The sequence below is a fragment of the Pseudomonas sp. ADAK18 genome (genome assembly GCF_012935695.1).
In the GTDB taxonomy this organism is placed as follows: domain Bacteria; phylum Pseudomonadota; class Gammaproteobacteria; order Pseudomonadales; family Pseudomonadaceae; genus Aquipseudomonas.
On record NZ_CP052859.1, the window covers coordinates 6055650 to 6076206 of the forward strand.

21 protein-coding genes are annotated in these 20557 nt (G+C 59.3%); 11 read left to right on the forward strand and 10 right to left on the reverse strand.

The annotated features are described in order from the left end of the window. Positions 1-155: 155 nt before the first annotated feature. The 7 genes from HKK55_RS27370 (at position 156) to HKK55_RS27400 (ending at position 5929) form a co-directional block, all read left to right on the forward strand. The gene (locus HKK55_RS27370; RefSeq protein ID WP_169357440.1) at positions 156-1817 is read left to right on the forward strand and encodes an OFA family MFS transporter; all 1662 of its coding nucleotides are present in this window, start codon (positions 156-158) and stop codon (positions 1815-1817) included. A 244-nt stretch (positions 1818-2061) separates the two neighbouring features. Then, positions 2062-2655, forward strand: a complete 594-nt coding sequence (gene hisB / locus HKK55_RS27375) for an imidazoleglycerol-phosphate dehydratase HisB (protein WP_003218037.1) — start codon at positions 2062-2064, stop codon at positions 2653-2655. Further along, on the forward strand, positions 2655-3293 hold the full coding sequence (gene hisH / locus HKK55_RS27380; RefSeq protein ID WP_169357441.1) for an imidazole glycerol phosphate synthase subunit HisH: 639 nt from the start codon (positions 2655-2657) through the stop codon (positions 3291-3293). The genes hisB and hisH overlap by 1 nt, the downstream gene beginning before the upstream one ends. Next, entirely contained in the window at positions 3293-3550 is a 258-nt protein-coding gene (locus HKK55_RS27385) for a DUF2164 domain-containing protein (RefSeq protein WP_169357442.1), read from the forward strand. The genes hisH and HKK55_RS27385 overlap by 1 nt, the downstream gene beginning before the upstream one ends. A gap of 39 nt (positions 3551-3589) precedes the next feature. Next, positions 3590-4327: a 1-(5-phosphoribosyl)-5-[(5-phosphoribosylamino)methylideneamino]imidazole-4-carboxamide isomerase gene (hisA, locus tag HKK55_RS27390; RefSeq protein WP_169357443.1), complete on the forward strand. Its 738-nt coding sequence runs from the start codon at positions 3590-3592 to the stop codon at positions 4325-4327. A 9-nt stretch (positions 4328-4336) separates the two neighbouring features. Further along, positions 4337-5107, forward strand: coding sequence for an imidazole glycerol phosphate synthase subunit HisF (hisF, locus tag HKK55_RS27395; protein ID WP_003171107.1), 771 nt, complete (start codon positions 4337-4339; stop codon positions 5105-5107). 66 nt (positions 5108-5173) lie between these two features. Continuing rightward, positions 5174-5929 carry an ABC transporter substrate-binding protein gene (locus tag HKK55_RS27400; RefSeq protein ID WP_169357444.1) on the forward strand — a complete coding sequence of 252 codons (756 nt, stop codon included), beginning with the start codon at positions 5174-5176 and terminating at the stop codon, positions 5927-5929. Between the two features lie 298 nt (positions 5930-6227). On the opposite strand, the gene HKK55_RS27405 is transcribed toward HKK55_RS27400, so the two are convergent. The 5 genes from HKK55_RS27405 to gpmI all read right to left on the reverse strand — a co-directional run bounded on the left by HKK55_RS27405 (position 6228) and on the right by gpmI (position 12437). Next, entirely contained in the window at positions 6228-7169 is a 942-nt protein-coding gene (locus HKK55_RS27405; RefSeq protein ID WP_169357445.1) for a Vps62-related protein, read from the reverse strand. Between the two features lie 69 nt (positions 7170-7238). Further along, a complete protein-coding gene (locus HKK55_RS27410) occupies positions 7239-8030 on the reverse strand; it encodes a divergent polysaccharide deacetylase family protein (RefSeq protein ID WP_169357446.1) in 792 nt (263 codons plus the stop codon). A 1-nt stretch (position 8031) separates the two neighbouring features. Beyond that, on the reverse strand, positions 8032-9339 hold the full coding sequence (locus HKK55_RS27415) for a S41 family peptidase (RefSeq protein ID WP_169357447.1): 1308 nt from the start codon (positions 9337-9339) through the stop codon (positions 8032-8034). Between the two features lie 31 nt (positions 9340-9370). Further along, the gene (locus HKK55_RS27420) at positions 9371-10657 is read right to left on the reverse strand and encodes a murein hydrolase activator EnvC (RefSeq protein WP_169357448.1); all 1287 of its coding nucleotides are present in this window, start codon (positions 10655-10657) and stop codon (positions 9371-9373) included. Between the two features lie 253 nt (positions 10658-10910). Next, on the reverse strand, positions 10911-12437 hold the full coding sequence (gene gpmI, locus HKK55_RS27425) for a 2,3-bisphosphoglycerate-independent phosphoglycerate mutase (protein WP_169357449.1): 1527 nt from the start codon (positions 12435-12437) through the stop codon (positions 10911-10913). A 151-nt stretch (positions 12438-12588) separates the two neighbouring features. Here gpmI and HKK55_RS27430 point away from each other — a divergent pair, with 151 nt between their 5' ends. Genes HKK55_RS27430 through secB form a run of 3 tightly spaced genes read left to right on the forward strand, consistent with a single transcriptional unit; the run spans position 12589 to position 13786 of the window. Next, the gene (locus HKK55_RS27430) at positions 12589-13002 is read left to right on the forward strand and encodes a rhodanese-like domain-containing protein (RefSeq protein WP_155582950.1); all 414 of its coding nucleotides are present in this window, start codon (positions 12589-12591) and stop codon (positions 13000-13002) included. Between the two features lies 1 nt (position 13003). Next, positions 13004-13258, forward strand: a complete 255-nt coding sequence (gene grxC, locus HKK55_RS27435; protein WP_155582949.1) for a glutaredoxin 3 — start codon at positions 13004-13006, stop codon at positions 13256-13258. Positions 13259-13300: 42 nt separating this feature from the next. Continuing rightward, positions 13301-13786, forward strand: coding sequence for a protein-export chaperone SecB (gene secB / locus HKK55_RS27440; protein WP_169357450.1), 486 nt, complete (start codon positions 13301-13303; stop codon positions 13784-13786). Positions 13787-13943: 157 nt separating this feature from the next. Here the strand turns inward: secB and HKK55_RS27445 are convergent, their stop codons facing one another. Further along, positions 13944-14399 (reverse strand): tRNA (cytidine(34)-2'-O)-methyltransferase, encoded by a 456-nt coding sequence (locus HKK55_RS27445; protein WP_003218007.1) that lies wholly within the window; start codon positions 14397-14399, stop codon positions 13944-13946. Here HKK55_RS27445 and HKK55_RS27450 point away from each other — a divergent pair. After that, on the forward strand, positions 14398-14838 hold the full coding sequence (locus HKK55_RS27450; protein WP_169357451.1) for a hypothetical protein: 441 nt from the start codon (positions 14398-14400) through the stop codon (positions 14836-14838). The genes HKK55_RS27445 and HKK55_RS27450 overlap by 2 nt on opposite strands. 556 nt (positions 14839-15394) lie before the next feature. On the opposite strand, the gene ntrC is transcribed toward HKK55_RS27450, so the two are convergent. From ntrC to glnA, 4 genes are all read right to left on the reverse strand, one after another. Next, complete coding sequence (ntrC, locus tag HKK55_RS27455) at positions 15395-16831, reverse strand: nitrogen regulation protein NR(I) (RefSeq protein WP_155582946.1); 1437 nt, start codon at positions 16829-16831, stop codon at positions 15395-15397. Further along, complete coding sequence (gene glnL, locus HKK55_RS27460) at positions 16828-17913, reverse strand: nitrogen regulation protein NR(II) (protein ID WP_155582945.1); 1086 nt, start codon at positions 17911-17913, stop codon at positions 16828-16830. Before glnL ends, ntrC begins: the two co-directional genes overlap by 4 nt. A gap of 388 nt (positions 17914-18301) precedes the next feature. Next, positions 18302-18838: a chorismate mutase gene (locus HKK55_RS27465; RefSeq protein WP_169357452.1), complete on the reverse strand. Its 537-nt coding sequence runs from the start codon at positions 18836-18838 to the stop codon at positions 18302-18304. 195 nt (positions 18839-19033) lie between these two features. Beyond that, on the reverse strand, positions 19034-20440 hold the full coding sequence (glnA, locus tag HKK55_RS27470) for a glutamate--ammonia ligase (protein WP_155582943.1): 1407 nt from the start codon (positions 20438-20440) through the stop codon (positions 19034-19036). Positions 20441-20557: the final 117 nt, after the last annotated feature.

The following is a 20557-nucleotide window of genomic DNA, read 5'->3' on the forward strand; positions in this document are numbered from 1 at the left end:
ATCCACAGATGCTAATCTCTGCGTGTTCGTCCGCCTTCTGCGACTAAACGTCGCGCCAAAAGGGAGCTTTACTCAATAAAACGGCCACGCCTTGCGTGCAAGGCCGAGGGAGAGAGCGCCTGACGGACACATACTAATAACTGGGGGAAACACCAATGAGCACTAGCACTGCGGCCGATCATACTGCCGCACAGCCTGCGTTCCTGTCCAAGGAACGTATCATCGCCAAGCCTGGCTTCAACCGTTGGCTGGTACCACCGGCCGCCCTGGCCATCCACCTGTGCATCGGTATGGCCTATGGCTTCTCGGTGTTCTGGCTACCACTGTCCAAGGCTCTGGGCGTTACGGCTCCCGTGGCGTGTGCGCCGGACATGAGCTTTATCGCTCAAGTCTTCTCGTCCCAATGCGACTGGCCCATCTCCATGCTGGGCTGGATCTACACCCTGTTCTTCATTTTCCTGGGCTGCTCGGCAGCGATCTGGGGTGGCTGGCTGGAGCATGCCGGGCCACGTAAGGCGGGCGTCGTGTCGGCGCTGTGCTGGTGTGGTGGTCTGCTGATCTCGGCGTTGGGGATTTATACCCACCAGATCTGGTTGATGTGGATCGGCTCGGGAGTTATCGGCGGTATCGGCCTGGGCCTGGGTTACATCTCGCCCGTTTCGACCTTGATCAAGTGGTTCCCGGACAAGCGCGGCATGGCGACGGGCATGGCGATCATGGGTTTTGGTGGCGGCGCGATGGTGGGTGCTCCGTTGGCCGCCGCCTTGATGGGGCACTTTGCTTCGCCGACCAGTGTCGGTGTATGGCAGAGCTTCCTGGTCATGGCTGCGATCTACTTCGTATTCATGATCGGTGGCGCCTTGTCCTACCGCGTTCCGCCGACTGGCTGGAAGCCTGAGGGCTGGACCGCACCGGCGAAAAAAGCCAGCAATGCGATGATCACCCACCGTCATGTGCATGTGAACGTGGCCTGGAAAACCCCGCAATTTCGTCTGGTGTGGCTGGTACTGTGCCTGAACGTATCCGCCGGTATCGGCATCCTCGGCATGGCTTCGCCACTGCTGCAGGAAGTGTTTGGCGGCAAATTGTTGGGTAACGACCTGGCGTTCGGTCAGTTAGATGCCGGTCAATTGGCTTCCATTGCTGCCATTGCCGCCGGTTTCACCGGTCTGTTGAGCCTGTTCAACATCGGCGGGCGGTTCTTCTGGGCGTCGTTTTCCGACTACCTGGGCCGTAAAAATACCTACTTCGTGTTCTTCGCTCTGGGCTTTGCCTTGTATGCGCTGATCCCGAACCTGGGTCACTTGGGCAACGTGGCGCTGTTCGTGGCGGCGTTCTGCATCATCCTGTCGATGTACGGCGGTGGTTTTGCGACGGTGCCGGCTTACCTGGCAGACCTGTTCGGTACGCAAATGGTCGGCGCGATCCATGGTCGTCTGCTGACGGCATGGGCGGCGGCGGGCGTACTCGGCCCGGTGCTGGTGAACTACCTGCGTGAGTATCAACTGAGCATCGGCGTTGAACGCGCTGCTGCCTACGACATCACCTTGTACATCCTGGCCGGCCTGCTGGTGCTGGGCTTTATCTGCAACATGCTGGTACGGCCGGTGGCAGACAAGTACTTCATGACCGACGCGGAACTGGCGGCTGAACAAGCGCTGGGTCACGACAAAGGCGCCGATTCCAGCACTGTGCTGGAATGGAAAGCCTCTTCCGGTAGCGTGCCATTGGCGGTTGCCGCCTGGCTGGCGGTCGGTATTCCGTTGGCGTGGGGTGTGTGGGTAACCCTGCAGAAGACGGCGGTATTGTTCCACTAATACGCTGGATCTTGCGGGAACCGGCTTGTGTGGGAGCCGGGCTTGCCCGCGATGCAGGCGCCTCGGCAGGTCATTTTGACCGAGGTGATGCCATCGCAGGCAAGCCAGCTCCCACACAAGCTGACTTGTATGCACATGTCTATCCCCGACACTCCATCAGTCTTATCCCCTCCGATGTTTCTGTTTAGCGCCCGCGCCCCTATAATGGCTGCCTTTTTCGCCCAATGATTTTGCGGAGTTGGTGATGGCCGAACGTAAGGCGTCCGTCGAGCGCGACACTCTGGAAACCCAGATCAAAGCCTCGATCAACCTGGATGGCACCGGAAAGGCCCGATTTGATATCGGTGTTCCTTTTCTTGAGCACATGCTGGACCAGATCGCCCGTCACGGGCTGATCGACCTGGATATCGTCAGCAAGGGCGACCTGCATATCGACGACCACCACACCGTGGAGGATGTCGGTATCACCTTGGGTCAGGCCTTCGCCAAAGCCATCGGTGACAAAAAAGGCATCCGTCGCTACGGCCATGCCTATGTGCCGCTGGATGAAGCGCTGTCGCGTGTGGTCATCGACTTCTCGGGCCGCCCAGGCCTGCAGATGCACGTGCCGTATACCCGCGCCACCGTGGGCGGCTTCGATGTCGACTTGTTCCAGGAGTTCTTCCAGGGCTTCGTCAACCACGCACTTGTCAGCCTGCACATCGACAACCTGCGCGGCACCAACACCCACCACCAGATCGAAACCGTGTTCAAGGCTTTCGGCCGCGCCCTGCGCATGGCCGTAGAGCTGGATGACCGCATGGCCGGGCAAATGCCATCGACCAAGGGCGTCCTGTAATGCAGACGGTCGCGGTTATCGACTACGGCATGGGTAACCTGCACTCGGTGGCCAAGGCCCTCGAACACGTAGGCGCCGGCAAGGTGCTGATCACCAGCGATGCCGACGTGATTCGCGAAGCCGACCGGGTGGTTTTCCCCGGTGTTGGCGCGATTCGCGATTGCATGGCTGAAATTCGCCGCCTGGGCTTTGACAGCCTGGTGCGCGAAGTCAGCCAGGATCGTCCGTTCCTCGGCATCTGCGTGGGCATGCAAGCCTTGCTCGACAGCAGCGAAGAGAACGACGGCGTCGACTGCATCGGCCTGTTCCCTGGCGAAGTGAAATTCTTCGGCAAGGACCTGCACGAAGACGGCGAACACCTGAAAGTCCCGCACATGGGCTGGAACGAAGTGCGCCAGACGGTGGATCACCCGCTGTGGCACGACGTCCCGGACCTGGCGCGTTTCTATTTCGTCCATAGCTACTACATCGCCGCCGGTAATCGGGGCCAGGTGGTGGGTGGTGGGCACTACGGCGTCGACTTCGCCGCCGCCCTGGCCGACGGTTCGCGCTTTGCCGTGCAGTTCCACCCGGAGAAGAGCCATACCCATGGCCTGCAATTGCTGCAGAACTTCGCCGCCTGGGACGGGCGCCGGTAATGGCCAAGAAGATCAAGCCGCCGATCTTGAACCTCACTCCCCAGCAGGAGAGTGAGGCGACTGACAAGATCAAGCGTTTCATGGAGGACCGCTTCGAGCTCAAGTTGGGCTCGTTCGAGGTGGCTGAGATCCTTGAGCTGTTCACCACTGAAATTGCTCCGCACTATTACAACAGGGCGATTTTCGATGCGCAGACGCACCTTAAAGAAAGGTTCGAAAGCATCGAAAGCGACTTGTGGGCGCTCGAGAAACCCTGATTTTTCGAGCAATGCTGAATATCGAATAAGGTTTGCCAGATGCTGATTATTCCCGCTATCGATCTCAAGGACGGCGCTTGCGTACGACTGCGCCAGGGCCGTATGGAAGATTCCACGGTGTTCTCCGATGACCCGGTGAGCATGGCTGCCAAGTGGGTGGAAGGTGGTTGCCGTCGTCTGCATCTGGTGGACTTGAATGGTGCGTTCGAAGGCCAGCCGGTCAACGGCGAAGTAGTGACGGCAATCGCCAAGCGCTACCCGAACCTGCCGATCCAGATCGGCGGTGGCATCCGCTCCCTGGAAACCATCGAGCACTATGTGAAAGCGGGCGTGAGCTACGTGATCATCGGCACCAAGGCCGTGAAGGATCCGGCGTTTGTCGCTGAGGCCTGCCGCGCGTTCCCAGGCAAGGTGATTGTTGGCCTGGATGCCAAGGACGGTTTCGTCGCCACCGACGGCTGGGCTGAAATCAGCACCGTGCAGGTGATCGACCTGGCCAAGCAGTTTGAAGCTGATGGTGTGTCTGCCATCGTTTATACCGATATCGCCAAAGACGGCATGATGCAGGGCTGCAACGTTCCGTTTACCGCTGCACTGGCCGCTGCCACCAAGATCCCGGTGATTGCCTCCGGCGGTATCCACAACCTGGGCGACATCAAGTCGCTGCTGGACGCCAAGGCGCCCGGGATCATCGGCGCCATCACTGGCCGGGCGATCTACGAAGGTACTTTGGACGTCGCCGAAGCCCAGGCTTACTGCGATGCCTACAGAGGCTGAGGACTGACCATGGCGCTGGCCAAACGTATCATCCCTTGCCTGGACGTCGACAACGGTCGAGTGGTCAAGGGCGTCAAGTTCGAGAACATCCGTGATGCCGGCGACCCGGTGGAAATCGCCCGTCGTTACGACGAGCAAGGCGCTGACGAGATTACCTTTCTCGACATCACCGCCAGCGTCGACGGCCGCGACACCACGTTGCACACCGTCGAGCGCATGGCCAGCCAGGTGTTTATCCCGCTGACTGTCGGCGGTGGCGTGCGCACCGTGCAAGACATTCGCAACCTGCTCAACGCCGGTGCGGACAAGGTTTCGATCAACACCGCCGCCGTGTTCAACCCCGAGTTTGTCGGCGAAGCCGCGCAGCACTTCGGCTCGCAGTGCATCGTGGTCGCCATCGACGCCAAGAAAGTCTCCGGCCCGGGCGAAACGCCGCGCTGGGAGATTTTCACCCACGGCGGGCGCAAACCTACCGGGCTGGATGCGGTGGAGTGGGCGATGAAGATGGAAGGCCTGGGTGCCGGTGAAATCCTGCTGACCAGCATGGACCAGGACGGCATGAAAAACGGCTTCGACCTGGGCGTGACTCGCGCGATCAGCGACGCTTTGGGCATCCCGGTGATCGCTTCCGGCGGCGTCGGTAACCTGCAGCATCTGGCCGATGGCGTGATCGAAGGTCATGCCAGCGCGGTACTGGCGGCGAGCATTTTCCACTTCGGCGAATACACCGTTCCCGAGGCCAAGGCCTACATGGCCGCGCGCGGAATCGTCGTACGCTAAACGTCACTGGACACCATGGCAGGCTCGCGGCACTCTTGGGCCTGCCATGGATTTCGGTAACCTTTCATGTTCAAAGACCTGCTTCTTGCCCTCGCCAGCTCTTCCATTTTGTTGGTGGGCTCGGCCGATGCTGCCGACCCGGCTGACACTTCACTGGTGTTGCTGACGGAAAACTTTCCGCCCTACAACATGGCGAAAAACGGCAAGAATTTCGCCAAGGACGAGAACATCGAAGGCATTGCCGTGGACATCGTCCGCGAAACCTTCAAGCGTGCCGGTATTTCCTACAACCTCACCTTGCGTTTCCCTTGGGAACGAATCTACAAACTCGCCTTGGAAAAGCCTGGCTACGGCGTGTTTGTAATGGCTCGCTTGCCGGATCGCGAAGCGCTGTTCAAGTGGGTGGGGCCTATCGGTCCGGATGATTGGGTGCTGTTGGCCAAAGCGGATAGCAAGATCCAGTTGAGCGAGCTTGAGCAGGCCCGCCGCTACAAGATTGGCGCCTACAAGGGCGATGCCATTGCTGAGACCCTGGAGAAGCAAGGACTCAGGCCGGTGCTCGTGTTGCGTGACCAGGACAATGCGCAAAAGCTCCTGGATGGCCAGATCGACCTCTGGGCCACGGGCGATCCAGCCGGACGCTACCTGGCGCGGCAAGTCGGGGTGACGGGGCTAAAGACGGTGTTGCGCTTCAACAGTGCCGAGTTGTACCTGGCGCTGAACAAAGAGGTGCCTGACGATACGGTGGCCAAACTTCAGGCGGCGTTGGATGAGCTGCGTAAAGAGGGCACTGTGGATGCCATCATGGCACGCTATCTCTAAATCGGTTTGCAGGTGACTTCACACTCCCTTGCAGGCGGGTACTCACTCCAATACACGCTGTCACCGTCGGTGTAACTGACATCGGTAGCGACTTGTGTGCCGTTCTTCCGCAGCAGCTTGTAGTCGCTCTGAATCAGATACACCGCGACTGCCTTATTCGCCGGTACCGTAGCGGCGACTTCAAAGGCTGTCGATGTTACCCATCCGCTGGCCGACGTTTCCGTGTGAGTGAGGCTTTTACTCAGTTTTGCGGAAAAGGTGATGGAGGAGGCCCATATATTGAATTGCCACTCGGCACCTACCTCAATGGCAGTGGTATCTGTGAGTATTTTTGATTTCCCTCCGTTTTCCCCCGGGTGGCAGTCCATTTGAAGTTCTGTGGAACGGTGGTTTTGTTGTGGCCAAAGCCCACCAATACGTATCGGTCTGTTCTTTCCAGCCTATAGACGGGGGATGTGCGTAGTTGCTCGATAGGAAGCAAGTTAGGATCTTTTACGGTGAACCAGCAAATTTCGGCAACGTGACTGATGCTGCCTGCTTCGAAAGGAGAAGGCTGTGCATAACTTGGCAGCGCCGGTGCCACAGGGGGAGGGTTGACCTTCAGTGGGATCTGTATCCGCAAGGCGTAGGCAGTGATGTGTTGAGCCGGTTTTGTATAGCTGCCGACACCGACAAAAGTACCTGCTGAAAAATACACTTCACCTGATGCGGCCCCCGGTGGCTGGATACTCCAGGCACTGAAGTTCTTGTAAGCGCCGCTGCCTCTGTCATTCCAGATTAACTCGCCGACGTAGGATGCGATGATCAGGTCGGCTCGGACGCAACGTATTGCGTTGCGCGACGGTTTGTCATGGCCGGTACCGCAGACCAGCCCCATCGCTACATATCCCTCAGGAGGAATCGGGCGCCAGATTGAGCCGTTGGCGTACGCACCTGACCCAGAATCTTTCCAGACCAACTCATAATCATCGGGTTGGCTGAGTGCCTTGTCCTTTACGAGGGCCTCGCTGCCAGGGGGCTCGCCTTCCTTGACCACGGCGACGATGTTGCGTTTGTTGATGTTGTCGTGCCCGGGGACCGCAAGGTCGCCTAAAGGAAAGTAGCCCGCCAGGAAATCTGACGAAGGAACGGGTCTCCAGAAGCTGGCGCTGCGTACGCTGCCTGATCCCTGATCATTCCATAAAGGGGTGAACTCGGATGTAAAGTTGATGAGCAGGTTGCCGAACTTTATTGATTCCATGAGATGTCCTGAAAGTTGAACTGCAAGTTTCAACTATTCAGGATTGGGTCTTGGCCGAGTGGTATCTATCTAATGACTAGGGAGGTAAGTGCCATTTTTGCCATGTCCACTCATGGCCTGGTTGCTGCGCACGCTGATCATCAGCTTGATATCAATCCACTCGATGCCCTGGGACTTGAGCTTGGGCAACTCGCGTTCCAATACCGCCAGGGTCTGTGGATAGGGATGGCCGATCATCACCGCCGAGCCCTGTTTGTGGGCCAGCTTGATGGCGGTTTGTAGTTGTGTGGTTATCGCCGTTTCGGTGCGCTCGTCATCGAGAAATACATCCCTCGAAACGCTGGCCAGGCTGATCTTCTGCGCTTCGGCGGCAGCCACGGTCTTGGCGCTAGTGCGGCTGTCGACGAAGAACTTGTGCCGACGCTGCAACTCAGCCATTAGCCAGGCCATGGCCTCAGGCTGCGCAGTCATGCGGCTGCCCATGTGGTTATTGATGCCGGCGGTGTACGGCACGGCCTTGAACGCGGCGTCCAGGCGTTTGCCGAGTTCTTCGATGGACAGGTCAGGGTGCCAGGCGAATGGGCCGGTGGCCGGGTCCATGGGCATGTGCAGGATGACGATCTTGCCGGCGCGATGAGCCTCGCGGGCAAATTCGGCGGCGTGGGGCGTGTCGGGCATGATTGCTGTGGTGACCGGGCCGGGCAGGGCCAACACGCGACGATCCCGGGGCAGGTTCTGGCCGAGGTCGTCGATGATCAGGGTCAGGTAGGCTTTGCGGGGCGCGGGATCGACGCTGGCAGGAGCGCCTTGGGCAACTCCCGCCAGACAGCACAACAACGTGATGATCAGTCCACAACGCATATCAACGGCTGCGCGTGATGCTCAAGCCCTTGAGCAGGCTCAGCGCCTGGGCCAACTGGTAATCGTCGTCCTGAGGCATCGACTTGGCTTTCGGGCTGCTGCCGGTAGGCTTATCGGCGCCGCCGTTGCCATTACCCAAGTGACCTTGCAGGTCGGCTTCCTTGAAGTACTCGCTGTCCTGCTCGTTGGTGATCTTGGCCTTGCGCACTTCAATGTCCGGGATGATGCCCTGGGCCTGGATCGAGCGACCATTTGGTGTGTAGTACAGCGCCGTGGTGATCTTCAGTGCCCGCTCGTTGTTCAGCGGCAGCACGGTTTGCACCGAGCCTTTACCGAAGCTGGTGGTGCCCATCAGCACGCCACGTTTCTGATCCTGCAGTGCACCGGCGACGATTTCCGACGCTGAAGCGCTACCACCGTTGATCAGCACAACCATCGGCACGCCTTCGCTGAGGTCGTTGCCGGTGGCCGAGAAGCGCAACTCGGAGTTGGCGATACGGCCCTTGGTGTAGACGATCAGGCCTTTGGTGATGAAGTGGTCGACCACTTCCACCGCCGCCTGCAACACGCCGCCTGGGTTGTTACGCAGGTCGAGGACGATACCGCTGAGCTTCTTGCCGTTGTCCTTGCGCAGTTTCGCCAGGGCCTTGGCCACTTCGTCGCCGGTCTTGACCTGGAACTGGGTGATACGGATGTAGCCGTAACCCGACTCCAGCAACTGGCTCTTCACGCTCTTGACCGTGATGGTCGCCCGCGCCAGGGTCACGTCAAACGGCGCTCCGCCGTCGCGTACCAGGGTCAGGGTGATTTTCTGGCCGATCTTGCCGCGCATCTTGTCCACAGCTTCGGTCATCGTCTGGCCACGGGTCGGCTGGCCGTTGATCTTGACGATCAGGTCACCGGCCTGGATCCCGGCCTTGGAGGCTGGCGTATCGTCGATCGGCGAGACCACTTTGATCATGCCGTCTTCGGAGCCTACTTCAATCCCCAGGCCACCGAATTCACCGCTGGTGCTTTCCTGCAGCTCAGCGAAATCTTCCGGGCCCAGGTAGGCGGAGTGCGGGTCGAGGTTGCTGAGCATGCCCTTGATGGCATTTTCCAGCAGGGTCTTGTCGTCTACAGGTTCGACATAGGCTGCCTTGATCCGGTCCATGACCTCGGCAAAGGTGCGCAACTCGTCCAGAGGCAACGGCGCCTTGGTGGTCGCGGCAACGGCTGACTGAGCGGTCTGGTCGGCGAATGCCAAAGGCGCGCCGATCACCAGGGCGATCGTCAGGGCCAGCGAAGTGAGGCGGGACAAATGCAGCATGTCGAACGAACTCCTAATTTAGGTACGACCCTTATCCTTGGGTGCGACACCATTGTGCCGGGTCGCTCGGGCGGCCCTGCTGACGAATAGCGAAGTACAGCGCCGGGGTATCCTGGCCGCCACTGCTACCGACAGTGGAGATGGATTCACCGGCTTTTACAACATCACCTGCAGCTTTGAGCAAAGTCTGATTGTGGCCGTAAAGGGTCAAATAGCCATTGCCGTGGTCAAGAATCACCAGCAAACCGGCGCCACGCAACCAGTCGGCAAACACCACGCGACCACCGTGAACGGCATGCACCTGGCTGCCGGCGGCGGCGCTGATCATCACGCCATCCCACTTGGTGCGGGTGTCGTCGCCACGGTTTTCACCAAAGCGCGCAAGCAATCGACCATCAACTGGCCATGGAAGTTTGCCCCGGGATGACGCAAAAGGTCCGCCGTAGGACACGCCAGCGCTGGAAACCAGTGGGCCAGGTGCCGCATGCACCGGTTTGCGCGGGGCGTCGGTGGCGACGGCTTCAGCTTCACGCTGGCGCTTTTTTTCCGCTTCCTGCTGGGCGAGCAGCGCTTTTTGTCGCGCTTGCTCGGCTTCGCGGGCCTGGCGAGCCAGGGTTTCCTCGATGGTTTTCAGCACTTTGCCCAGGTCGGCCTGGTCCTGCTCGCGAGCTTGAAGCTTGGCGTCACGGGCCTTCACGTCGTTGTTGAGCTTGGCCAGCGCCTGCTGGCGCTCCTTGCGGACCTTGTCCAGCTCATCGCGCTGGGCGTCGAGGCTGCTTTTCTGGTCCAGCAACTGTGATTGCTGGTTGGCAATTTCCTGTTCGACATTGGCCAACTGGCGCAGGGTCTCGTTGAAGCTTTTCAACTGCTCCAGGCGGGCCTTGCTCAGGTAGTCGTAATACGTGAGGGTGCGGGCGAATTTTTCCGGATTCTGCTGGTTGAGCAGCAGCTTGAGATATTCCTGGCGGCCGTTCTGGTAGGCGGCGCGGGCCTGGATCGCGATCAGGCGTTGCTGTTCAACCCGTGCGCTCTGGAGTTTTTTTTTCTCACCGTCGAGTCGCTCCAGTTCCGACTCGCTCTTCTTTAATTCTTTTTGTAGCTCCTGGACCTGCTTCTCCAGCTTGCCCATCTCGGTTTCCGTGCCACGCAGGTCTTTCTGCACCCCGGATTTCTCTTCCTGGAGCTTGCCGAGCAATTTTTTCAGCTCAGTAATGTCCTGACGCGTAGCGTCCAACTGTTGTTGGGTTTGTGCGCGCTCATCGGCAAAAGCCGGTTGAAGCAGGCAGACAAGAGCGAGGGTAATCAAGGCGCGAAGCATAGAGGCGGGCGACACCAGGGAAAGGGACGGCCTAGTATGCCCGGCCCACGCTGCAAAAAAAACGCCCAATTCGGGCTGGCGGGCAAGTTAGGTGCTGAGTGGCAGTGGGATGGCTAAAAGACATCCCCTAAATTGCCACAAACCCATGTGGGAGCGGGCTTGCTCGCGAATGCGGTTTATCAGCCACTGCATTCGGTGACTGATAAACCGCATTCGCGAGCAAGCCCGCTCCCACACTGTTTTGTGTGGTGCTTTAGACCAGGATCGACGTACCCGTCATCTCTTTCGGCTTTTCCAGCCCCATCAGCTTCAGCATGGTCGGTGCCACGTCTGCCAGTACGCCACCTTCACGCACTTTCAGGTCGCGCTTGCCAACGTAGATGAACGGTACCGGTTCCGTGGTGTGGGCCGTGTGGGCTTGGCCGGTGGTTTCGTCGGACATCTGCTCACAGTTGCCATGGTCGGCGGTGATCAGGGCTTCGCCGCCGACTTTTTCCAGGGCCTCGACGATACGGCCGACGCACAGGTCGAGGCATTCCACGGCTTTTACTGCCGCTTCCAGGTTACCGCTGTGGCCGACCATGTCGCCGTTGGCGTAGTTGACCACGATCACGTCATAACGCTGGTGCTCGATGGCATCGACGATCTTGTCGGTGACTTCCGGCGCGCTCATTTCCGGCTGCAGGTCGTAGGTGGCGACTTTTGGCGACGGGATCAGGATGCGTTCTTCGCCCGGGAACGGTTCTTCGCGACCACCAGAGAAGAAGAAGGTCACGTGGGCGTACTTCTCGGTTTCGGCGATGCGCAGTTGGGTCTTGCCGTTTTTCGCCAGGTAATCACCCAGCACGTTTTCCAGGCTTCCCGGGGCAAAGGCCGACGGGGCCGGGATGTTGGCGGCGTATTGGGTGAGCATCACAAATTCGACTTTCGGCTGGCGGGCGCGCTCGAAGTCCTTGAAGCCAGCATCGACAAACACATGGCTCAGTTCACGGGCACGGTCGGCCCGGAAGTTCATGAACACCACGGCGTCGCCGTCTTCAACCTTGACCGGCTCGCCGATGGTGGTGGCCTTGACGAATTCATCGCTCTCGCCACGGGCGTAGGCGGCTTCGAGGCCTTCCTGGGCGGTGGCGGCGTTGAACTCGGCGTTGCCGTCGACGATCAGATTGTAGGCTTGAGAGACGCGGTCCCAGCGGTTATCACGGTCCATGGCGAAATAGCGCCCCACCAGGCTGGCGATGCGGCCCTTGCCCAAGGCAGAGAAGGTGGCGTCCAGCAGTTCGATGGATGATTGCGCGCTTTTCGGCGGGGTGTCGCGGCCATCGAGGAACGCGTGCAGATAGATCTTTTCGGCGCCGCGCTTGTAGGCCAGTTCGGCCATGGCGACCAAGTGGTCCTGGTGGCTATGCACGCCACCGTCCGACAGCAGACCCATGAAGTGCACGGCCTTACCGGCGGAGACGGCTTTATCTACCGCCGCGCAGATGGTCGGGTTTTCGAAAAACTCACCGTCGCGGATGGATTTGGTCACGCGGGTGAAGTCCTGATAGACCACTCGTCCGGCGCCCAGGTTCATGTGGCCGACTTCCGAGTTGCCCATCTGGCCGTCCGGCAGGCCCACGTCCATGCCTGAACCGGAGATAAGGCCGTTGGGTACGGTCGCGGTCAGACGGTCCAGTACAGGCTTTTTGGCCGAGTACACGGCGTTGTCGTGGTGGCTTTCACTGTGTCCGAAGCCATCGAGAATTATCAGGACCAAAGGTTTAGGCGTGGTAGTCATAGATCCTCTCGCGGCGGTAATTAATGAAGGGGATTGAAAAGGGAGTGGCAGTTTAAAGCGAAGTTCCGGTGGCGTCACCGCTTTACGGGGGTTGGCCGACCATGGCGGCTGTGTATACTTACCGCCATTTTAACGCCCTGGAACCTCCTTGATGGTTGATCACCTGATTGCATTCGCCACAACCCACTATTTGCTCGCCGGTGCGTTCGTCGTACTGCTGGCTCTGCTGATCGCTCACGAAATGAGCCGCGGTGGCCGCAGCCTCAGCACGGCCGAGCTGACCGCACTGGTCAACAAGGATGAGGCCGTCGTTGTCGACATCCGTCCCGCCAAGGATTTCGCCGCCGGTCACATTGTCGGTGCGTTGAATATTCCCCAGGACAAACTGATTTCGCGTCTGGCCGAGCTGGAAAAGCACAAGGCCAAGACCATCATTCTGGTGGACGCCCAGGGCCAGCACTCCGGCACTCACGCCCGCGAGATGCTGAAAACCGGTTTCACCGCCGCCAAACTGTCCGGCGGTATTTCCAGCTGGCGCGCTGATAATTTGCCGTTGGTGAAGTGAAATGAGCCAGGTTGTCGTTTACTCCAGCGATTGGTGCCCTTACTGCATGCGGGCCAAGGCTCTGCTTGAGAAAAAGGGCGTTGCCTTCGAAGAGATCAAAGTCGATGGCAAACCCCAGGTGCGCGCCGAAATGGCCCAGAAAGCGGGACGCACGTCCGTGCCGCAGATTTGGATCGGCGACAAGCATGTCGGTGGATGCGATGACCTGTTTGCCCTGGAGCGCGCCGGTAAATTGGACACGCTGCTTCACGTCTGACTCCTAAACCCTAAAAGACCCCAAGATCAAGAAGGATCTGAGATGACTGACCAACAGAACACCGAAGCGGCAGCAGAAGAGGCTCAAGGCCCACAATTTTCCCTGCAGCGTATTTACGTGCGTGACTTGTCGTTCGAAGCGCCAAAAAGCCCGGCGATCTTCCGTCAGGAATGGAGCCCAAGCGTTGCTCTGGACCTGAACACCCGCCAAAAGGCCTTGGAAGGTGACTTCCATGAAGTGGTGCTGACCCTGTCGGTAACCGTCAAGAATGGCGAAGAAGTGGCCTTCATTGCTGAAGTGCAACAGGCCGGTATCTTCCTGATCCAGGGTCTGGACGAAGCGTCCATGAGCCACACCCTGGGCGCGTTCTGCCCGAATATCCTGTTCCCGTATGCCCGTGAGACCCTGGACAGCCTGGTCACCCGCGGCTCGTTCCCTGCGCTGATGCTGGCTCCGGTGAACTTCGATGCCCTGTACGCTCAAGAGCTGCAGCGCATGCAACAGGAAGGCGCACCGACGGTTCAGTAAGACCGAACCTGACGCAGAACTAAATGTGGGAGCTGGTTTGTGTGGGAGCTGGCTTGCCTGCGATAGCATCACCGAGGTGTGACTGACACACCGAGGTGCTTGCATCGCGAGCAAGCCCGGCTCCCACTCAAGCCCGCTCCCATATTTGTTTTGTGTGTTACTTGAAGCCCAGTTGTCGCCAGCCTTCATAGACCGCAACCGCCACGGTGTTGGATAGGTTCAGGCTGCGGCAGCCTTCGCGCATGGGCAGGCGCAGGCGATGACCGTCAGGCAGTGCGTCGAGAACGTCTGCCGGCAGGCCACGGCTTTCCGGGCCGAACAGGAAGGCGTCGCCTTCGGCGAAGCTGGCATCATGAAACGGTCGCGAGCCTTTGGTGGTGAAGGCAAACAGCCGGGGATGGTTCAGGCTTTCCAGGCAACTGGCGAGGTCGGCATGGCGTTGCAGGGTGGCGTACTCGTGGTAGTCCAGCCCGGCGCGGCGCAGGCGCTTGTCGTCCATGTCGAAGCCCAGCGGCTCGATCAAATGCAGGTGGCAGCCACTGTTGGCGCAGAGCCTGATAACGTTGCCGGTATTCGGCGGAATTTCTGGTTGAAAAAGGATGACGTGAAACATGCACGGCTCCGAAGGCAAAGATGCGCTGCATTCTACCCCTGAAGAAGACCCCAGGCCGAAGCTATTGCCAAGGGTTTTGGGCTCGCTGGCAATTGTCGGCTTGATGGTGGGCTTGATGATCGGCCGGCTGACCACGCCTGACCCGGTTGAGCTGCAACAAGTCGAGCCTGCGGTCGATGGCTTGGTGGTGTGGTTCAACAGCGAACCCAAGCTGCACGGCGAGCATATCGACGGCACTGTGGCGTTGTTGTTCGACGCGCTTGGCAAGGCTCAAGGCGGGCAATTGAAGGTTAACGATAAGGACGTGAACTGGCGGCTGCGCAAGACTGATGGTGGCTTGCTGCTGAACCTGGTGGCGGCCAGGCCGTTGCGGGGGGAATGGTCGGGAGAGAAGGTCGATGGTCGCTGGCGATTGGAGATCCATCTCCAGGAGCAATAAAAGAGGGAATCCCCGGCCTGCCTGTACCAAGGTTCCCAAAACGGGCTGGGGCTACGGGCGGGTTGCCTCATAAGCCCCGGGTATAAAGAAGGGAGTTCCCGGCCTGCCTGTACCAGGGCTCCCAAAACGGCTGTGGGGCGCGACGCGATCCGCATCAAGCATCCCGGGTGTAAAGAGGGGATTCTCGGCCTGCCTGTACCAAGGTCCCCGAAACTGGGTAGTGACAGAGGTATTGCAGGGCGCGTGCCAGAGTTGTGGAACTGTGCCAAAAAACTTGTGCAGAAAGCGCAAAGCCCCGGATTACGGGGCTTTGGTGTTTTTGACGTTGGATGTTTTTTACGCAAGGCGGGTGTTTCAGGCTTTGGATAAGTGCGCGATGCCGGTTCGTGGTGCATTGAAGCGGTGCACGGTCTCAAGCCTTTTGAAGATCAAAATGTGGGAGCGGGCTTGCTCGCGAATGCGGTGCATCAGTCACCAGATATATTGACTGACACATCGAATTCGCGAGCAAGCCCGCTCCCACATTTTGGATCTTCAGTGGAATGGAGGGCGGCGATCAGCCCTCATCGCTCTCGTCATCATCCCCACCGTCAACCTTCATCCCCAGCTCCTTGATCTTGCGGGTCAAGGTGTTGCGGCCCCAGCCCAGCAGCACGGCGGCATCGCGACGGCGACCGGCGGTGTGCTTGAGGGCGGTTTCGATCATGATCCGCTCGAAGGCCGGTACGGCACTGTCCAGCAGGTTCGATTGGCCACGGGCCAACGCCTGATCAGCCCACTGGCGCAGCGCCTGTTCCCAGTTGGTCACGGGGGCCGAATCCTGCGGCAGGCTCAGCAGCTCCGGAGGCAGGTCGCTGATATGCACCTCGCGTCCGGACGCCATCACCGTGATCCAGCGGCAGGTGTTTTCCAGCTGACGCACGTTGCCCGGCCATGGCAGGTTCTTCAGGTATTCCTCGGTTTCGCTTTTCAGCAGCTTCGGCTCGACGGCCAGCTCCTGGGCGGCGCGGCTGAGGAAGTGGCGGGCCAGGGTCGGAATATCTTCGCGCCGGTCCGACATCCGTGGGATGTGGATGCGGATCACATTCAGGCGGTGGAACAAGTCTTCACGGAATTTCCCGGCATGCACCAGGGTTTCCAGGTTCTGGTGGGTGGCGGCGATGATCCGCACATCAACCTTGACCGGCGTATGCCCGCCAACCCGGTAAAACTCGCCGTCCGCCAATACCCGTAGCAGTCGCGTCTGGGTATCCGCAGGCATGTCGCCGATTTCGTCGAGAAACAGCGTGCCGCCATCAGCCTGTTCAAAACGACCACGGCGCAGGTTGGCCGCACCAGTGAACGCGCCCTTTTCATGGCCGAACAGCTCGGACTCCATCAAATCCTTTGGAATCGCCGCCATGTTCAAGGCGATGAACGGCGATGCCGCCCGTGGGCTGTGACGGTGCAGGGCGTGGGCCACCAGCTCTTTACCGGTGCCGGATTCGCCGTTGATCAGCACGGTGATGTTGGAGTGGCTCAAGCGCCCGATGGCGCGAAACACTTCCTGCATCGCCGGCGCTTCACCGATGATTTCCGGGGTGCGGGTCAAAGCGGGCACCACCTCCTGGTTCTGTTGTTCCTGGGCGTGCTGGTTGGCACGCTTGACCAGGGCCACGGCCTCGTCGACATCGAATGGCTTGGGCAGATACTCAAAGGCGCCGCCCTGATAGGACGCGACAGCGCTGTCCAGGTCCGAGTGCGCCGTCATGATGATTACTGGCAAGCGCGGGTGCTGCTCGCGAATCCGCGCCAGCAAGTCCAGGCCACTGGCGCCGGGCATGCGGATATCGGAGATGATCACGTCGGGCTGCTGGCGGGCCAGGCGGCTCATCACCCCGTCGGCGCTGTCGAAGCTTTGGGTGGTCATGCCCTCCTGTTGCAAGGCTTTCTCCAGGACCCAGCGGATAGAACGGTCGTCATCGACGATCCACACAGTTTCACTACGGCTCATGTCGATGGGGCTCCTTGTTCCAGTGGCAGAAAGATCGAGAAGGTGGTGTGGCCAGGATGGCTTTCACATTCGATCAAGCCCTGGTGCTGGCTGATGATGTTCTGGGTAATGGCCAGGCCCAGCCCGGTACCGTCCGGGCGGCCGCTGACCATAGGGAAGAAGATGGTTTCCTGCAGTTCTGCCGGGATGCCTGGGCCGTTGTCGATGATCTCGACCTTGGTCACCAGGCGATGGCGCACATGGCCAATGGTGAACTGGCGTAGGGCGCGGGTGCGCAGGCTGATGCGGCCCAGGCGCAGCTCGTTCTGGCTGCTGATGGCCTGCATGGCGTTGCGCACGATGTTGAGTACCGCTTGAATCATCTGTTCGCGGTCGATCAATACATCGGGAATGCTTGGGTCGTAGTCACGCACCAGGGTGATGCAGCCCTGGCTTTCGGCTTCAACCAGATGGCAGACGCGCTCCAGCACTTCATGGACGTTGGTCATCGCCAGCGACGGCAGCTTGTTGGAGCCAAGCATGCGGTCTACCAGGTTACGTAGGCGGTCGGCTTCTTCGATGATGACGTTGGTGTAGTCCTTGAGGTTCTCGTCTGGCAACTCACGGGCCAGCAACTGCGCTGCGCCGCGAATCCCGCCCAGAGGGTTCTTGATCTCATGGGCCAGGCCGCGCACCAGCATCTTGCTGGTTTCCTGCTTGGACAGTTGCGCCTCTTCCTTGGTGATCCGCAGTAGACGGTCACGGGGATGGACTTCCAGCAAGAGCAGCGTGGCACCGTGGCTCAGGATCGGGGTCACGGCGTAGTCGACGGTGAGGGTCTGGCCGGTGAGGGCCGTGAGCATCGCTTCGCGCTTGGTGAACGGGTGTGCCTGCTCCACGGCCTGACGCAAGGAACTCAACGCCTCGGCGGACTCGGTGAACAGTTCGCTGATGAATTGCCCATGGCTGCGCTGACCGCTGATGGCCAGCAGCATCTCCGCCGCGGGGTTCATGTACTCAAGGCGCAGTTCGTCATTGAGCAGGATGGTCGCGGTGGTCAGGTTGTCGAGTAGCAAACGGTGCAGTGCGTCGCTGATGGTCATTAGGACCTCTTTTGGAGCAAGGCGCAGGCTTGAGGCGCGCGCTGATACAAGGAAAATGCAAAAACCAAACCAAGGCTCCGAAAAGAAGCGTTAAAGCCCTGAAATAGGGGGTTGAGGCGCGAAACTGTGGCGTTCTGCCAGCTTGAGGGTGAAGTTTCGAACCAAAATGGGCTGGGTTAGTGGGAAGGGTGCAAGGTATTGCACCAATATAGTGCGGTTTTGCAAAGTCTGTTCAGGAAGCTGTCGCATCAGCACGTGAATGCACACAATCCAAATGTGGGAGGGGGCTTGCTCCCGATAGCAGGTTGTCAGTCAGCACCTGCATCAACTGACTCACCGTTATCGGGAGCAAGCCCCCTCCCACAATTTTTAATCGAGTGTGCAGCCCTTAACCTTTGTAGATACACAGCTCGGCGGTGGCGCGGATCATTGCCAGTTGGCGCAGCGGGTCGTTCAGAGGTTTGTGATTCGCCTGGGCCAACCACTGCGGACACTGTGGGTTGGTGCGCTCCGGGGTGAAGTCCGCGAGCTGTTGCAGCAGGCGCTTTTGCAACTGGTCCAGTTGCGGGCGAATGGTCCCGACCAGATCAGGGCGCGGGTCATTGGGTGCCTTGCCTTGCAACTGCCAGTCGGACAGGTGGGCGTACTGCACCAATTTATTCGCCTCGATCTGTGCCGAGAAAAATTGCTCGGCTGCCGCCGGTGCCAGTGTATAGCTCGGCGCCTGAGCCACCACGCTGGCAATCACATCCTGCTCCCGCTGCCGGTCTTCGACGGGCTTGTGGCTGTCCCATTTGCTCAGGGCGACCTGATCTGCGACGGCCAGTCGTTCGGCAATGCTGTCGAGCAGCGAGGCGAGGGTGGGGGGTGCAGCGAATGCGCTGGCGCTGACGAACATCAAGGCAAACACGAATCGAAATTTCAAAGGAGATCCCCTGTAGGAGCGAGCTTGCTCGCGAAGGCCGTTAACGATAACGCGTAAATGTTGAAGAAATGCGGTGTCTTTGCGTTTTTCGCGAGCAAGCACTAGGCGTCCCCTCGCTCCTACAAAATCTGCGCAAAAAAAAGACCTCCCGAAGGAGGTCTTTCTCGTTACGCCACGTTAAGCAGCGCTACCGGATCAGCAGCTGTAGTACAGCTCGTATTCCAGTGGGTGTACGAAGGTGCGGACCTTGATTTCTTCTTCGCTTTTCAGGGCGATGTAGGCATCGATAAAGTCGTCGCTGAACACGCCGCCTTTGGTCAGGAACGCACGGCCCTTGTCCAGCTCTTCCAGGGCTTCTTTCAGGCTGCCGCACACTTGTGGGATCTCTTTGGCCTCTTCAGGCGGCAGGTCGTACAAGTTTTTGTCGGCGGCGTCGCCTGGGTGGATCTTGTTCTGGATGCCGTCCAGGCCGGCCATTACCAGGGCAGCGAAAGCCAGGTACGGGTTGGCTGCCGGATCCGGGAAGCGAGCTTCGATACGGCGAGCGCGAGGGCTGGACACGTAAGGAATACGGATCGAAGCGGAACGGTTGCGAGCCGAGTAGGCCAGCATCACTGGTGCTTCGAAACCTGGGACCAGACGCTTGTAGGAGTTGGTCGACGGGTTGGTGAAGCCGTTCAGGGCCTTACCGTGCTTGATGATGCCGCCGATGAAGTACAGGGCGGTGTCGGACAGGCCGGCATAACCTTCGCCAGCGAAGGTGTTCTTGCCATCTTTGGCGATGGACAGGTGAACGTGCATACCCGAACCGTTATCGCCGTACAGTGGCTTAGGCATGAAGGTAGCGGTACGGCCGTAGGCATCAGCCACGTTGTGTACGCAGTACTTCAGGGTCTGGACTTCGTCAGCCTTGGCTACCAGGGTGTTGAACTTCACACCGATTTCGTTCTGGCCGGCAGTCGCCACTTCGTGGTGGTGAACTTCGATGACCAGGCCCATTTCTTCCATGGCGTTGCACATGGAGGTACGGATTTCGTGGTCATGGTCGAACGGAGGAACCGGGAAGTAGCCGCCTTTGATACCTGGACGGTGGCCTTTGTTGCCGCCTTCGATGTCCTGGTCGGACATCCAAGAACCTTGTTCGGAGTAGATTTTGAACATGGAGCCGGAGATGTCGGACTTGAACTTCACTTGGTCGAAGATGAAGAACTCAGGCTCAGGGCCTACGAATACGGTGTCGCCGATACCGGTGGACTTCAGGTATTCCTCGGCACGCTTGGCGATCGCACGTGGGTCACGGTCGTAGCCTTGCATGGTCGACGGCTCGATCACGTCGCAGACGATGATCAGCGTTGGGTCTTCGGTGAACGGGTCGAGTACGGCGGTGCTGTCGTCCGGCATCAGGATCATGTCGGAAGCTTCAATGCCTTTCCAGCCAGCGATGGAGGAACCGTCGAACATTTTGCCTTCTTCGAAGAAAGCATCATCCAGCGCGTCGCGAGCCGGCATGGTCACGTGGTGCTGAGTGCCTTTGGTGTCCGTGAAGCGCAGATCAATCCATTTGACGTCATGATCTTTGATGAGTTGAACCGACTTCGACATAGTGTCCTCCGGGTGGCTTCGGGCTGGGTAGTGGAGTAGCCCTTAGAATGTGGGTGATGCCGGCGCGAATACTCGACCAAGGCAACCTGCCTCACAAGGGAGCAAATTGCATGCCAG